This window comes from Streptomyces sp. NPDC002403, assembly GCF_053593015.1.
Genome location: NZ_JBSFBQ010000006.1, coordinates 48743 through 62954, shown reverse-complemented (window position 1 = coordinate 62954; position 14212 = coordinate 48743). Strand labels below are relative to the sequence as shown.

At 71.3% G+C, this 14212-nt stretch carries 13 protein-coding genes; 7 read left to right on the top strand and 6 right to left on the bottom strand.

Translation table 11 applies throughout. The features are described from left to right. Positions 1-8: 8 nt before the first annotated feature. From ACWCPY_RS09600 to ACWCPY_RS09590, 3 genes are all read right to left on the bottom strand, one after another. Positions 9-2009 (bottom strand): hypothetical protein, encoded by a 2001-nt coding sequence (locus tag ACWCPY_RS09600; RefSeq protein WP_451263776.1) that lies wholly within the window; start codon positions 2007-2009, stop codon positions 9-11. A gap of 195 nt (positions 2010-2204) precedes the next feature. Beyond that, entirely contained in the window at positions 2205-3635 is a 1431-nt protein-coding gene (locus tag ACWCPY_RS09595) for an APC family permease (protein WP_451263775.1), read from the bottom strand. Further along, a complete protein-coding gene (locus ACWCPY_RS09590; protein ID WP_451263774.1) occupies positions 3632-4780 on the bottom strand; it encodes a zinc-binding dehydrogenase in 1149 nt (382 codons plus the stop codon). Before ACWCPY_RS09590 ends, ACWCPY_RS09595 begins: the two co-directional genes overlap by 4 nt. 225 nt (positions 4781-5005) lie before the next feature. Here ACWCPY_RS09590 and ACWCPY_RS09585 point away from each other — a divergent pair, with 225 nt between their 5' ends. Beyond that, positions 5006-5590 (top strand): helix-turn-helix domain-containing protein, encoded by a 585-nt coding sequence (locus ACWCPY_RS09585; RefSeq protein WP_451263773.1) that lies wholly within the window; start codon positions 5006-5008, stop codon positions 5588-5590. A gap of 129 nt (positions 5591-5719) precedes the next feature. Here ACWCPY_RS09585 and ACWCPY_RS09580 read toward each other — a convergent pair whose 3' ends face one another. Further along, the gene (locus tag ACWCPY_RS09580) at positions 5720-6103 is read right to left on the bottom strand and encodes a DUF192 domain-containing protein (protein ID WP_443051122.1); all 384 of its coding nucleotides are present in this window, start codon (positions 6101-6103) and stop codon (positions 5720-5722) included. Positions 6104-6206: 103 nt separating this feature from the next. Here ACWCPY_RS09580 and ACWCPY_RS09575 point away from each other — a divergent pair, with 103 nt between their 5' ends. The 3 genes from ACWCPY_RS09575 (at position 6207) to ACWCPY_RS09565 (ending at position 8416) form a co-directional block, all read left to right on the top strand. Further along, positions 6207-7013: a prepilin peptidase gene (locus tag ACWCPY_RS09575; RefSeq protein ID WP_451263772.1), complete on the top strand. Its 807-nt coding sequence runs from the start codon at positions 6207-6209 to the stop codon at positions 7011-7013. A gap of 69 nt (positions 7014-7082) precedes the next feature. Then, on the top strand, positions 7083-7883 hold the full coding sequence (locus tag ACWCPY_RS09570) for a class I SAM-dependent methyltransferase (protein WP_451263771.1): 801 nt from the start codon (positions 7083-7085) through the stop codon (positions 7881-7883). 74 nt (positions 7884-7957) lie between these two features. Further along, positions 7958-8416: a hypothetical protein gene (locus ACWCPY_RS09565; protein ID WP_451263770.1), complete on the top strand. Its 459-nt coding sequence runs from the start codon at positions 7958-7960 to the stop codon at positions 8414-8416. 11 nt (positions 8417-8427) lie between these two features. On the opposite strand, the gene ACWCPY_RS09560 is transcribed toward ACWCPY_RS09565, so the two are convergent. Next, positions 8428-9579 (bottom strand): winged helix DNA-binding domain-containing protein, encoded by a 1152-nt coding sequence (locus ACWCPY_RS09560; RefSeq protein ID WP_451263769.1) that lies wholly within the window; start codon positions 9577-9579, stop codon positions 8428-8430. 51 nt (positions 9580-9630) lie between these two features. Here ACWCPY_RS09560 and ACWCPY_RS09555 point away from each other — a divergent pair, with 51 nt between their 5' ends. Further along, positions 9631-10170, top strand: coding sequence for a hypothetical protein (locus tag ACWCPY_RS09555; RefSeq protein ID WP_451263768.1), 540 nt, complete (start codon positions 9631-9633; stop codon positions 10168-10170). Positions 10171-10384: 214 nt separating this feature from the next. Here the strand turns inward: ACWCPY_RS09555 and mgrA are convergent, their stop codons facing one another. Continuing rightward, positions 10385-11425 (bottom strand): L-glyceraldehyde 3-phosphate reductase, encoded by a 1041-nt coding sequence (mgrA, locus tag ACWCPY_RS09550; RefSeq protein WP_451263767.1) that lies wholly within the window; start codon positions 11423-11425, stop codon positions 10385-10387. Between the two features lie 200 nt (positions 11426-11625). Between mgrA and ACWCPY_RS09545 the strand changes: the two genes are divergently transcribed. Further along, the gene (locus ACWCPY_RS09545) at positions 11626-12387 is read left to right on the top strand and encodes an isoprenyl transferase (protein ID WP_451263959.1); all 762 of its coding nucleotides are present in this window, start codon (positions 11626-11628) and stop codon (positions 12385-12387) included. A gap of 343 nt (positions 12388-12730) precedes the next feature. Then, on the top strand, positions 12731-14053 hold the full coding sequence (locus tag ACWCPY_RS09540) for a PhoH family protein (RefSeq protein WP_451263766.1): 1323 nt from the start codon (positions 12731-12733) through the stop codon (positions 14051-14053). Positions 14054-14212: the final 159 nt, after the last annotated feature.

The window sequence follows — 14212 nt, the reverse complement described above, 5'->3', positions numbered from 1 at the left end:
CCGTACCGCTACTTCGCGCAGTAGCTGTACGGAAGGTACGAGCGCTTGTCGCCCTGCGGAGCACCGAGGAACTCCGCGTCCGTCAGTGTCTCCTTCTTGTGCTCGTCGGAGATGGAGAATCCCAGACTCATGCCGAGCGAGACCTCGAAGCCGAACTCCTGGGCGTCCGTCTGGCCGTTGTACTTCATCTTGCTCGACAGGCCGTCCTGGTACATCAGCTGGTCGAAGGGGTCGGTTCCGGTGGGCTTCTGCTCCAGGGAATGATCGCCGAACATGTACTCGAACGGGGCGGTGTTGTTGCCGGAGCCGTCCAGCCACTGCTCGGCGATGGCCCGCTTGGCCTCGGTGGCCTGGTCGGTGTCCTTGCCGAAGACGATCGAGTTCGTCTGGACCTCGATACCGGTGTCGCCGGAGGAGTCGGAGCCGCTGACCTTGCCGCCGCGCTTGTCGTCGCCCGTCTTGCCGTTGTCGCCGCTGATGTCGCCCTTGTCGGTCGTCGCGCCGGTCTCGACGGTCTGGGTCATGTCGATGCGGACGATCTTGCCGGTCTTCTGGTCACGGGTGACGGTGACCGCCCCGGTCCGGCTGTCCTTCGCGGAGGCCGTGCCGCCCAGCGGACCGGCCGAACCACCGACCTTGCCCTCCAGTTCGAGCTTGGCGGTGTACGTGTACGACTCGTTGCCGTTGACGTCGTCCTTGGTGATGGTGACCTCGGGGGAGAACTTCGCCTTGCCGCCGAGCTTCGCGCCGAGCTTGGCCTCGTCGCCCGCGCTGATGGAGAGTCCGCCGTCCGCGTAGACGTTGAGACCGATGGTCGAGTAGGAGATCTTCTTGTCCCCGATCTTCTTCTCGACGTCCTTCTTCTTGTCGGCCCACTTCATCCCGGAGTACCAGCCGCCGCCGTAGCCGCCGCTGTACTTGGTCGAGGTCTCCCACATCTTCATCTCTTCGATGTCGTCCCGCATCTTCTTGGCTTCTTCCTCGCTCTTGAAGACCCAGGTGTCACCGTTGGTGATCTTGATGCCGCCACCGACGTCCACATCCGCCTTGCCCAGCTTGCCGAGCTTGACGCCGGGGGTGCTGGCGGTGGCGCCGGCCGAGGCGGCGTCCGTGAACGTCATGTAGACCAGCTTGTCGTTCTCGTCGACCTTGCCGTCGCCGTTCACATCCGTCTTGGCCTGGCTGACCTTCTGCTGGAAGCCGTACTCGTTGCCCCACTCGAACCAGCCGATCTTGACCTTGTCGCCGACGGTGTCGGAGACGCTGGAGACCTGGCACATCTTGGGTTCGTAGTCGGCGTCCGTCTTCGGCTTCGCGGTGGTGTCGCCGCCGCCCGTGGAGCAGCTGCCACCGCCGCCGCCCAGCGAGTTGATCGCGCAGCGGATGCGCTCGCCGATCTGGCCGCCGACGCCCGCCATGGACATCGCGCCGATCAGCGTGACGACGAGGACGACCACCCCGAGGTACTCCATGGCGGTGGCGCCGCCGTCCCGCCAGGAGTACGGCTGGTACGGAGCGGGCTCCGGCTCGTCCGCGCGGTCGTCCAGGAGGCGGTCGACGGCCAGCCCCGCCGCCGAGCCGGTCGCCAGCGCGACGAACGGCATCAACGTGCCCTCGACGTCCACGAGATGCCAGGACACGGCCAGCCCGTAGACGAGCGCGGCCACCGGGACGGTGAGGGCGGCGGCGAGGGTCAGCGGACGCGACTCGCGGTGCTCGTCGGGCAGGACGCGGGCGGAGGCCAGGACCGTGAGAACGGTCGTGATGACGCTGGGTACGTGGATCAGGGCCAGGCGCCAGCCGAAGCTGGTCAGCCGTTCGTCGCTGGCCAGCAGCTCGACCAGCCCGCGCGACACCAGATACCCGGCGGCGATGTAGACCAGGGCGCCGGCGGCCCAGCTGCGGGTCAGTGCGAAGAACACGCCACTGCTCGCGCCGGAGCCACCACCCCCGTTCCGCGGTGGTATCCGGCCCGCGCCTCCGCTTCCCCAGCCCCCGCCACCAGTCACGGTTCTTCCTCTCCGACGCCCACTCGCCATGCCTGTGCCCGCAGTTCCGCATGCGGGTCGACGTGAGCGTACGGGTGTACGAGCCGGGTGACCTGGGCCCTTGGCCCCAAAGTCGGGCCCAACGGTGATGCCCCGCCCCACCGCGAGGAGCGGGGGACGGGGCATCGGGGGAAGGGAGCGGGACGCGCCGGGCTGTCAGTCCAGGTCGTCCGCGAACGTTCCCGCGCGCTCGGCGACCTCGGGTCTGCGGACCCGCAGTACGGCGAAGCCGACGATGCCCACGACCAGCGCGCCGACGAACACGTACGGCAGCACGTTCAGCGGCCAGGCCGGGACCGGCCACAGGTTGCGGTAGAAGACGTAGACCATCGCGGCGGCACCGATCAGCCCCAGGCCCCAGGTGACGATCAGTCCCCGGGCCCCGATCCGGCGTACGAACAGCGGAGCGGCCAGACACACCAGGGTGTAGCTGAGCATGTAGCCGAAGACGCCGATGGTGTCGATGTACGACGTCGCGTTCAGCGGCGCGGTCCCGGCGCCGACCACGAGCACCGCGGGGACGACGACGAACGGGGTGATGGTCCAGATCGCGGCGGAGGGGGTGCGGTGGCGCGGGTGGGCGACACCGAGCCGGGCCGGCATCACCCCCTCCTTCGCCATGCCGAACAGCAGCCGGGCGGCGACGGTGATGCAGGCCATCACCACGGCCACGAACGACGCCGCGAAGCCCGCGTGCAGGAAGAACTTCAGGAAGCCGAGACCGGACATCTCCGCCAGCTCGTCCATCGGGTCGGAGCTCCTCCCCAGCGCGTCCGCCCCGCCGAACCCGGCGACCTGCGCGTACGTGGCGAACATGTACAGCACACCGGCCAGCACCGCGCTGCCCATCACCGAGCGGGGGATCGCCTTGTACGGGTCGGTGGCCTCGGCGCCCAGCGAGGCGGCGCCCTCGAAGCCGACGAAGCCGAGCACACCCAGCACCACGGCGAAGACGATGCCGTCGAGGGTGGAGCCGCTGAGGCTCAGCTGGTCGGTGTCGATGATGTTCCCGCTCTTGAAGAAGGCGGGGAGCAGCACGACCACGATCAGGACGATCGACACGACCTCCAGCACCGAGGCGACCCGGGCCGCCGTCCGCACACTGGCGATCGTCAGCCGCATCGCGACCGCGGCCAGCAGTACGTCCAGCAGGATCTGACCGGTGATCCCGGTGAAGATCCCGATGCCGATCTGGTCGAGGGCGCGAGCCGTGTAGTAGCCGGCCCCGGCGAGCGAACCCGAGCCGATGCAGACCGCACCGATGAGCAGCGCCCAGCCGGTGACGAACGAGCCGGGCGCCCCGAGCGAGAGCCGGGAGAAGGCGTACAGCGAACCGACCCCGGCGCGCCTGCGGGCGAAGACGCAGATGCAGTACGCGATGGCGAGTACGGCGGCCATGGCCAGGAAGAAGGAGAACCAGGCGCCGTTGCCCGCGGAGGCCGCCATGCTGGCGGGGGCGAACGCGATGACGGCGCTGGGCGCGACGTTCGCGACGCTCTGCGCACCGACCTCGAAGGTGGAGACGGAGCGGTGGGCCAGGCCGTCGGCGGGCTTCGCGGCGGTGGGCTGCTTTCCGGCGGTGCTCATGTCCGGTCCTCCATCATCAGCAGCTGGCGCAGGGCGTGGCCGGCGGCGAGGTCGGCGAGTGCGTCGGCCGCCTCGTCCAGCGGACGCCGTGCCGAGATCATCGATTCCACGTCGAGCTCGCCCGACACCACGAGGTCCACCAGCGCCGGGATGTCCCGGCCGGCGTCGACCGAGCCGTAGTTGGAGCCGAGGATGCGCTGGTCGGCCTCGGCGAGCGCGAGCGGGTCGAAGCGGGCGGTGCGGCCGGTCGGCGGGAGGCCGACGATGACGGCGGCGCCACCCTGGCCGAGCGCCGCGATGGCCTGCTCGGTGGTCTCGATCTTGCCGATGGCGTCGAACACGTAGTCCAGGCCCTCCGGGACCAGGGCGCGCAGCGCCTCGACGACATCGCCGTCGCGGGCGTCGACCGCGTCCGTCGCGCCGAGCCGGCGGGCCAGTTCCAGCTTCTCCGGGACGACGTCGACGGCGACGATGCGGCCGGCCCCCGCCAGCCGGGCGCCCTGCACGCAGGACAGGCCCACGCCGCCGCAGCCGATCACCGCGACGGTGGCCCCGGCCTCGACGCCCGCCGTGTTGCGGACCGCGCCGACACCGGTGGCGATGGCGCAGCCGACCAGGGCGATGACATCGAGGGGCGCGTCCTTGCGCACCCTGATCGCGCCGGAGGCGGGGACCACGACACGCTCGGCGAACGAGGAGACGCCCAGGTAGTGGTGGGCCTTCTCGCCGTCGACCGAGAGCCGGCTGGTGCCGTCGTAGAGCACTCCGCCGGGCGCCACGACCTCGGCGACCAGGCTGCACGCGGCGGGGCGTCCGGCCAGGCAGAAGCGGCAGGTGCCGCAGGAGGGGACCCAGGACAGGACGACATGGTCGCCGATCTCCAGGCCGGTGACGCCGTCGCCGAGCGCGGTGACCACGCCGGAGCCCTCGTGCCCCATCACGACCGGGGTGGGGTGGTCCCACTCGCCGCGCAGGACATGGAGATCGGAGTGGCAGACGCCGGCCGCCGCCACGGCGACCTCGACCTCCCCGGGGCCGGGCGGGGCCAGGGTGACGTCGGCGACGGCCACCTCCTGGCCCGGGGAGCGGAAGACGACGCCGCGCACGGTGCGCGCGGTGCTCTCTTGGAAGGACGGGGAGCTCATCGGCTTACTCCTCGGGTGGTGCGGAACGGTCAAAAGGGGGAGGGCGGCACGGTCGGCGAAGGGCGGCACAGCGGCCCGCCGAGGGCGTCTTGTTTAGCGCCATTAAACTTTCGTCAAGTTTTACAGCACTAAACTCGATGGGTAAAGACCCTTCCCGCAACCCTTTTGACCTGCGTCTTCACCCGGCCACCGACCGTGACCTCCCCGACAGGTAGCGTGTCCGCCATGTCCGAAGCCCCTGACAGTCACATGTCCACGATCGGTCCGCGGCTGCGCGAGCTCCGCCTGGCGCAGGGGCTGACGCTCGCTCAGGTCGCCGAGTCGGCAGGTGTGACCAAGGGGTTCGTGAGCCTCGCCGAGCGCGGCAAGACCTCGGTCTCCGTCCCGACCCTGATCCGGATCTGCGAGGCCCTGGGCACCGGCATCGCCACGCTCTTCGACTATCCGGACCAGGACGTGGTCAAGGGCGGCCTGGGCGCCAAGCTGGAGATGGGCGGGCACGGCATCGAGGAGTTCCTCCTCACACCCGCCGAGGAACGGCACGTCCAGGTCATGCGGACGATCCTGCGGCCCGGCGGCGGCTCCGGCGGCGCGTACAGCCTGGAGGCCGAGACGGTCTTCGCCTACATGGTCCGCGGCACGCTGCGGCTGAGCGTGGACGGCGAGCCCAGGATCCTGGAGGCCGGGGACTCGACCACGTTCTCGGCGCGGGCCGCCCACGCCTGGGACAACCCCGGCGAGGACGAGGCCGAGGTCCTGTGGTCCATCGCGCCGGCCCTGCCGCTGTCCCGCACGAAGCTCCGGCCGTAGCGGGGGCGGGGGCCGGGCCGGCCGCGGCCCCCGTTCTCCTGGCTCTCGGCCCGCAGGGCCGTCGTGGTGGTCCTGCCGAATCTCAGCGGCAGGGGATTTCGAACGGTCGCACGCCGCCGGTCCGCACGCTCACTTCCGGTCGGCCTCGTTCTGGACGACTGCCACCCGGACCCCCGGCCGGATCCCCCACTTCTCCATCGCCCCGGCCTCCGCCTCCACCACGTGCCGGGCCCGCAGCCGGGGCATGCCCAGTCGGCCGGGCTTCATCGTGTGGACCGCCACGACCTTGAACTTCCGGTCCAGATACGCCACATCGATGGTGAACCGCATCCGGAAGCTGTGCACACTCCCGCACGGCGTGATCAGAAGAGCACCGTCGATCCCGTCCTGCCCGAGCAGCCCGCGGCTCCGGGCCCGGTACGAGGCCGCGATCCGCAGCGGTATCTCCTCCCCCTGCCCGCCCTGTCCGTCGGTGACCGTCAACGTGCCGTTGCCATTGCGCCATTGAGCCATGGCCATGAAGGTAGCGCCAGGTGACCGCCGCTGGGTCCGGAACGGGTGGCAGTGGGCCCCAGGACCCATGACCGGTGCCGGGCGCCCGCCTAGGGTCGGCACCGTGGAAGCCATGCTGACAGTGCTCGCCGCACTCTGGGGCGCAGCGGCCGGACTGCTGGTCCCGCGCGCCGCCTACCGGTTCTCCGTCGAGCCGGAGGACCCCTGGCGCGACGCCTGCCCCGAGGGCCATGCCCTGACCGGGGCCGCCCGCGGCTGGCTCGGCTCCACCCGGTGCGCCTCGTGCGCGGCCGTGCCGGTGACCACCACCCCGGGCGACGCGCCCGGAGACCCGGACGGCACGGCGGACCGCACGCCGCCCGCCGCGCGCTACGCCCCCGGCGTCCTCGTCCCCGTCGTCACCGCGCTCTCCTGCGCGGTCCTCGCGGCGGCCACCGGACCCCGCCCCGAACTGGCCGTCTGGCTGCTGCTGGCACCCGTGGCCGTGCTCCTGGCGACCGTCGACCGCCGCGTCCACCGGCTGCCCGACCGGCTGACCCTGCCCGCCGCCGGGGCCCTCGCCGTACTCCTCGGCGCCGCCGCGCTGCTCCCCGAGCACGCCGGATCCTGGCTGTCGGCCCTGCTCGGCGGTGCCGCGCTCGGCGGCTTCTACTTCCTGCTCTTCGTCATCAACCCGAACGGGATGGGCTTCGGGGACGTCAAGCTCGCCCTGTCGCTGGGCATGGCCCTCGGCTGGTACGGCTGGGCCGTGGTGTTCGCCGGCGGTTTCGCCGGCTTCCTGCTCGGGGCGGCGTACGGGTTCGGGCTGATGGTCCTGAAGCGGGCCGGGCGCAAGACCGGCATCCCGTTCGGCCCGTTCATGATCACGGGCGCGCTGCTGGGCATGCTGCTCGGAGCCCTGGCCGCCTGACCCCGCCGTATCCGCGGCCCCGCCGCAATCCGGTCGCGCCACCGGGCACCCGGCTGACACCATTCCCGTATGTCCGGAGCACCCGAAGAAGCGGCAGCCGAAGCAGAACGCGCACGATTCGAGGCCCTCGTCACGGAGGCGGCCACCGTCTCCGTCGACGGCTGGGACTTCTCCTGGCTCGACGGCCGGGCCACCGAAGAGCGCCCCTCCTGGGGCTACGCCCGCGCCATGGCGGACCGCATGGGCCGGGCCCGGGCCGCGCTCGACATCCAGACCGGCGGCGGCGAGGTCCTCGCGTCCGTGCCGAAGCTGCCGCCGCTCACCGTCGCCACCGAGTCCTGGCCGCCGAACATCGCCCGCGCCACCGCACTCCTGCACCCGCTCGGCGCGGCCGTGGTCGCCGATCCGGACCAGCCGCCGCTGCCGTTCGGCGACAACGCCTTCGACCTGGTGGTCAGCCGGCACCCGGTGACCACCTGGTGGACGGAGATCGCACGGGTACTCACCCCCGGCGGCACGTACTTCTCGCAACAGGTCGGCCCGGCCAGCGTCTTCGAGCTCGTCGAGTACTTCCTCGGCCCGCAGCCCCCCGAGGTGCGCGGCGCCCGGGACCCCGAGCAGGCGCGCGCGGCCGCCGAGGCGGCCGGGCTGGAGGTCGTCGATCTGCGGGCGGAACGACTGCGCACCGAGTTCCTCGACATCGGCGCCGTCGTCTACTTCCTGCGCAAGGTGATCTGGATGGTCCCGGGCTTCACCGTCGAGGAGTACCGGCCCCGACTGGCCGAGCTGCACCATCTGATCGAGATTGAGGGGCCGTTCGTCGCCCACACCACCCGATTCCTGATCGAGGCCCGCAAACCGGACGCCTGACCCCGAGTCGCACCCGCCGCTCACGGCCGCAGGATGCGACCCTGGGCGGTGAACCCTGGGGAAGGATCTGGCACATGAGGGTGGGGAACGAAGAGAACGCACCGCGGGTCCCGCGGCAGGGAAGGGCCGACTGGCTCAGAGGCGCGCGGATCATCGGAGTGCTCGGTGTCTTCTACCGCCCGGAGGGACGGCTGGCGGAGCCGGAAGCGGTCGAATTCCTGCTGGCCGACGGCCAGTCGGTGCTGCTGACCTGCGCCTCCGACTGGACCCTGCGCGTCGGACCCGGCACCTGGCCGCGGCTGCCCGAGTGGTGCGTACCGTCGGGGCAGTGGGAGTTCGCCACCGTGCCGGCCCTGCCGCAGCCGCCCGACGGCGGCTGGACGGTCACCCGCACCGAGGAGCGCGGGGACGAGAACGGCCAGGTCCGCGAGGCCGTCATCCGCTGCGAGGGCGGCAGCTTCGTGGTCGTCGGCGGCGACACGATGGCGATCCGCTTCACCCGCGGCCACCGCGGCGCACCGGCCACCACCTGAGAGCCCCTGCGTCAGGCGTGCGCCCCCACCGTCACCTCGCCCACCGTCAGCTCCGCGTTCCCCTCCAGCACCTCGCCGACCCGTGCCGCCTCCGCCTCCAGCTCCCGCAGCTGCCCGGCCGTCAGGGGCGCCAGCGGCTCCACGGTGACCGCGATCCGGCGGCCCGAACGCCGCTGGTGCCACACCCCGGCGGCCGTGCCGTCGACCAGCAGCACCGGGAAGTTCCCCGCCTGGCCGCCCGCCAGCGCCCGTGTGTACGCCGCACCGGGGAAGAGCCTCTCGCGCGGCCGGGACGCGATGAGGAACGCGTCGAAATAGGGGAGCAGCCGCACCCCGCGGACCGGCTCCGCCGGAAAGCCGGTGTCGCCCGCCACCACCCAGGCCGGTCCTCCCTCGTACGTCACCGGCTCGATCTCCCCGCGCGCGGCCGTCCCCGCGAACAGCTCCGCCGCCCAGCCGGGAGGCAGCGCCAGCCACTTCGCGAAGTGCGCGGGCGTGGCGGGCCCGTACGCGTGCAGATAGCGGCGTACGAGACCGGCGAGCGCCTCGGGCCCGTCCAGCGGCACGACGCCGGGCCGGGTGTAGGTGACCTTGCGGCCGCGGTCCGGCGCGAAGCACAGCACCCCGCGGTGACCCGCCAGATGCATCACCTGCCGCCAGCGCGGCCACATCCCCTGGAACGCGGGCATCACCAGGTCCCCCGCCCACGCCCCGGCCCGCTCCACCACCGCCTCGGACAGCTCGTCGACGGTCAGCTCGGCCCCGGTCAGCGCCTCGTCGATCGCGGCGAGCACCGCCCCGACCTGCTCAGGGGTCATCCGGGCGTCCTTGGCGAACGGATTGCGCCCGGTCGGCAGCGCGGACAACGCCCCCGTCCACAGCGGCAGTTCGGCCATCGGCAGCAGATGGACGGTGCCGCGCGGCCCGAAGGTCTTGACCAGGGTGCGGTCCTTCCACAGCGCGTCGCGCACATCGGCGCGGGTCACGCCCGTCGTCCGCAGCCCGACGGAGAGCTCGGCGGCCGAGAGGACCTGGGCGTGCGCGGCCGGCAGGGTACCCACCACCTCGGCGGGGGAGAGGCGGCCGGGAGCGGCGAGCCCCTGGCGCGCCATCCGGCGGGCGTTCGCGGCGGACCAGGTCACAGTTGCGGTTCGGCTCGTCATGTCCGGGAAACTAGCGCCCCATCAGGTCAGCCCCTGTCCCATACTCGGCCCATGACCTCTGCGAGACGTACCGCCCGCATCCTCGCCGCAGCGGCGGCGCTCGCCCTCGTCCCCGTCCTCGCCGGCTGCGGCACGGAGCGGGCCGGGTCCGGGGCGGCGGCCGGGGGGCCCGGCGCGAGCGGCGGCCCGCCCCCCAGGGCTGCCTCCCCCCAGGACGGCCCGGTCGACGGCAGCGACGCCTCGAAGTACCGGGAGAACCACGCCTTCCAGTCCACCGCCGAGCTGACCCCGGCCGACCGGGCCCGGGGCGAGGCCGAGGTGAAGAAGGTCAAGGCCGGTCTGGCCGGGATCGCGGAGGGCCGGAGGGCCACCGAGCCCCGGGTCCGGGCGGCCCTCACCGGCCTGGGCTACGCCCCCGGCACCATCACCACCGGCACCTTCGGTGCGCACCGAAGCACCTTCGTCCTGGACCTCGGCAGGATCTGCGTGGAGGGCGCGCTGGACGGCGAGGCCAACGGGCTGGTCACGGCCGAGGCGCACGGCAAGTACCTCGAAGGGACGGGCTGTGTGAAGCCGGTCGGCGGCCACTGAGAGACCGGCGGGCGTCAACCGGACGGCGTGCGCGCAACGGAGTCCGGTGAATTCGCAGAGTGATTGTGGAGTGGCGTGGCGCGCAGCATCACTTACGAAGGGTTATGGTGGAAACCCCCCCTCGGGCCGGTCCGTATCCCCCCCCACGGACCGGCCCGTTTTTTTCGGCCCGCGGCGCCGGCCGTGAGCCGGCCCCGCGCAGCCGCCCCTTACGTCAGCCCCGTCCGGCCCAGATGTTGGTGCCCGCGGTGTCCACGGCGAAGCTGTCGATCTCCTTCAACTCCTCCGCGGTCAACGGCGGTCCGTCGAGCGCCGCGACGTTCTCCTCCAGCTGCTTCACGCTCGACGCACCGATCAGGGCGGACGTCATACGGCTGTCGCGCAGCACCCAGCACAGCGCCAGCTGGGCGAGCGACTGACCGCGCCGGGCGGCGATGTCGTTCAGCCCGTTCAGCCTGCGCACCACCTCGTCCGAGAGCAGCCCGGGATCCAGGGACTTGCCCTGGGTGGCGCGGGAGCCCTCCGGGATGCCCGCCAGGTACTTCCCGGTGAGCAGGCCCTGGGCGAGCGGCACGAAGGAGATGCAGCCCATGCCGGCCGTCTCCAGGGTGTCGAGCAGGTCGTCGTCCTCGATCCAGCGGTTGATCATCGAGTAGGACGGCTGGTGGATCAGTGCCGGTACGCCCATCTCCCTGAGCAGCCCGGCCGCCTCGGCGGTCTGCTCCGCGTTGTACGAGGACACCCCCACGTACAGCGCCTTGCCCTGCTGGACGGCGGAGGCCAGTGCCCCCATCGTCTCCTCCAGCGGGGTCTCCGGGTCGAAGCGGTGGGAGTAGAAGATGTCGACGTAATCCAGCCCCATCCGGTTCAGCGAGGCGTCGAGCGACGACAGCAGGTACTTGCGGGAGCCCCACTCGCCGTACGGGCCGGGGTGCATCTCGTAACCGGCCTTGGTGGAGATGATCAGCTCGTCCCGGTACGGGGCGAAGTCCTGGCGGAAGAGCTTGCCGAAATTGAGCTCGGCGGAGCCGGGCGGCGGCCCGTAGTTGTTGGCCAGATCGAAGTGGGTCACCCCGAGGTCGAAGGCGCGGCGCAGGATCGCCCGCTGGGAGTCCAGCGTGCGGTCGTCGCCGAAGTTGTGCCAGAGACCGAGGGAGACGGCGGGAAGCTTGAGACCGCTGCGGCCGCTGCGGCGGTACTCCATGGAGTCGTAGCGCGAACCGGCGGCTTGGTAGTGGAGAGGAGAATCAGTCACGTTTCTCTCCTTATCACGGACTTGTGACAGGCCGGGTTGGGCCGGTGCCCCGCCTGCGCAGTAATGTGGCGGCTTCGGGGAATGCCACGGCACGGCGGGGCGACGGACTCTGTGGACCAGTGCGGCGATCCCCAGGGGGACGACCCCGGACCCCGGGCAAGGGGGCGGGCGGGCCCGCACGGAACCGAGAGGTGAACTCAGTGAACTTGCGCGACCTGGTGTACGGGCTCTACGCGCGCCGGGTGGAGGCCCGCCTCGACCACACCCAGGTGCCCAAGCACATCGGCGTCATCCTCGACGGAAACCGGCGCTGGGCGAAGGCGTCCGGCGGGACGGCCGCGCAGGGACACCAGGCCGGCGCGGACAAGATCAAGGACCTGCTCGGCTGGTGCAGCGAGACCGATGTGGAAGTCGTCACGCTCTGGCTGCTCTCCACGGACAACTTCGACCGCCCCGAGTCCGAGCTGACGCCGCTCCTCGGGATCATCGAGAACACCGTGCGCGACCTCGCGGCGGACGGCCGCTGGCGGGTCCACCACGTCGGCACGCTCGACCTGCTGCCCGCCCACACCCAGACGGTGCTCAAGGAGGCCGAGCAGGCCACCATCGGCGTCGACGGAATACTGGTCAACGTCGCCGTCGGCTACGGCGGGCGCCAGGAGATCGCCGACGCGGTCCGCTCGCTGCTGCTGGACCACTCCGCCAAGGGGACCTCGTTCGAGGACCTGGCGGAGATCGTCTCCACCGACATGATCTCCGAGCACCTCTACACCCGGGGCCAGCCCGACCCGGACCTGGTCATCCGCACCAGCGGCGAGCAGCGGCTGTCCGGCTTCATGCTCTGGCAGACCGCGCACTCCGAGTACTACTTCTGCGAGGTCTTCTGGCCGGCCTTCCGCAAGGTCGACTTCCTCCGCGCACTGCGCGACTACGCGGCCCGGGGCCGCCGCTACGGCGGCTGACCCCCTGCGGACTCCCCCCGGGGCCCGCCCCCACCTGCCCGGGGAGCAACTCCCGGCTCACCCCGCCGGCCCAGGGCGGCATGGCTTCGCGTGTTCGAGGGAATACCCCTGACAGGTCGACGTCCGGTCAGGAACCAGGCGGACGTCGTGTCCAAGTGAGCGGCATGGAGTCCGCTCGCCCGGGAGGCCCTTTGCACACGAAGGACCGTACGAACCGCACGGCCGACGCGGAGGGCCGGTGCCCGGCCCGCGCATCGGGGCCCAAGCCCGGTCAGTCCTCTCCCATTGGGATGCTCCGCGACGCCGTCGCACCCCAACCTCGTCCGAGGGGGTACGTCCTTCCGTGGTGACCAGCACAAAGCGCCGCATGTCCGACCGGCGCACCTATGTTCTCGACACCAGCGTCCTGCTGGCCGATCCCAACGCCATGACCCGGTTCGACGAGCACGAGATCGTGCTCCCGATCGTCGTGGTCACGGAACTGGAGGCCAAACGGCACCACCCGGAGCTCGGCTACTTCGCCCGGCAGGCCCTGCGCCTGCTGGACGACTTCCGGGTCCGGTACGGCCGGCTCGACGCCCCGATCCCGCTCGGGGATCTGGGCGGGACGCTGCGCGTCGAACTCAACCATTCCGACCCCGGCGTACTGCCAGCCGGCTACCGGTTGGGGGACAACGACTCACGGATCCTCGCGGTCGCGCGCAACCTCCAGGCCGAGGGGTACGACGTCACCGTCGTCTCCAAGGACCTGCCCCTGCGGATCAAGGCGTCCTCGGTCGGCCTCCTCGCGGAGGAGTACCGCGCCGAGCTCGCCATCACCGACTCCGGCTGGACGGGCATGTCGGAGCTCTCCCTCGGCGGCGAGCAGGTGGACCTGCTCTACGGAGAGGAGACGCTCTACGTCCCCGAAGCCTGCGAACTGCCCGTGCACACCGGACTGGTCCTCCAGTCCGAGCGGGGCAAGGCGCTCGGCCGGGTCACCGCCGAGGGCAATGTGCGCCTGGTGCGCGGTGACCGGGAGGCCTTCGGCATCCACGGCCGCAGTGCCGAGCAGCGCATCGCCCTCGATCTGCTCCTCGACCAGGACGTCGGCATCGTGTCGCTGGGCGGCCGGGCCGGCACCGGCAAGTCGGCGCTGGCGCTCTGCGCCGGGCTCGAAGCCGTCCTGGAGCGCAGACAGCACCAGAAGGTGATGGTCTTCCGCCCGCTGTACGCGGTCGGCGGGCAGGAGCTGGGATATCTCCCCGGCACCGAGGCCGAGAAGATGAGCCCCTGGGCGCAGGCCGTCTTCGACACGCTCTCGGCGGTCGCCGGGCGCGAGGTCATCGAGGAGGTGCTGGGGCGCGGGATGCTGGAGATCCTGCCGCTCACCCATATCCGGGGCCGTTCGCTCCACGACGCCTTCGTGATCGTCGACGAGGCCCAGTCGCTCGAACGGAACGTGCTGCTGACCGTGTTGTCCCGGATCGGGGCGAATTCCCGGGTGGTGCTCACGCATGACGTGGCCCAGCGGGACAACCTCAGGGTCGGCCGGTACGACGGAGTCGTCGCCGTGGTCGAGAAACTGAAGGGCCATCCGCTCTTCGCGCATGTCACCCTCACCCGCTCCGAGCGCTCGCAGATCGCCGCACTGGTGACCGAAATGCTGGAGGAAGGCCAGATCTGATACGGGATACGACAGTTGGTGCCGCCCGGCGAGCGAAGCAGCTTAGCCGGGCGGCATCGCGTTGCGGCGCCATTTCCGTAAATCACTTGCTCCAAACGAGGTGTGAGCTTTCACACGCAACAGAGAATTGCTTCACGGCGTGCCGTTCCGGCAGAGTCT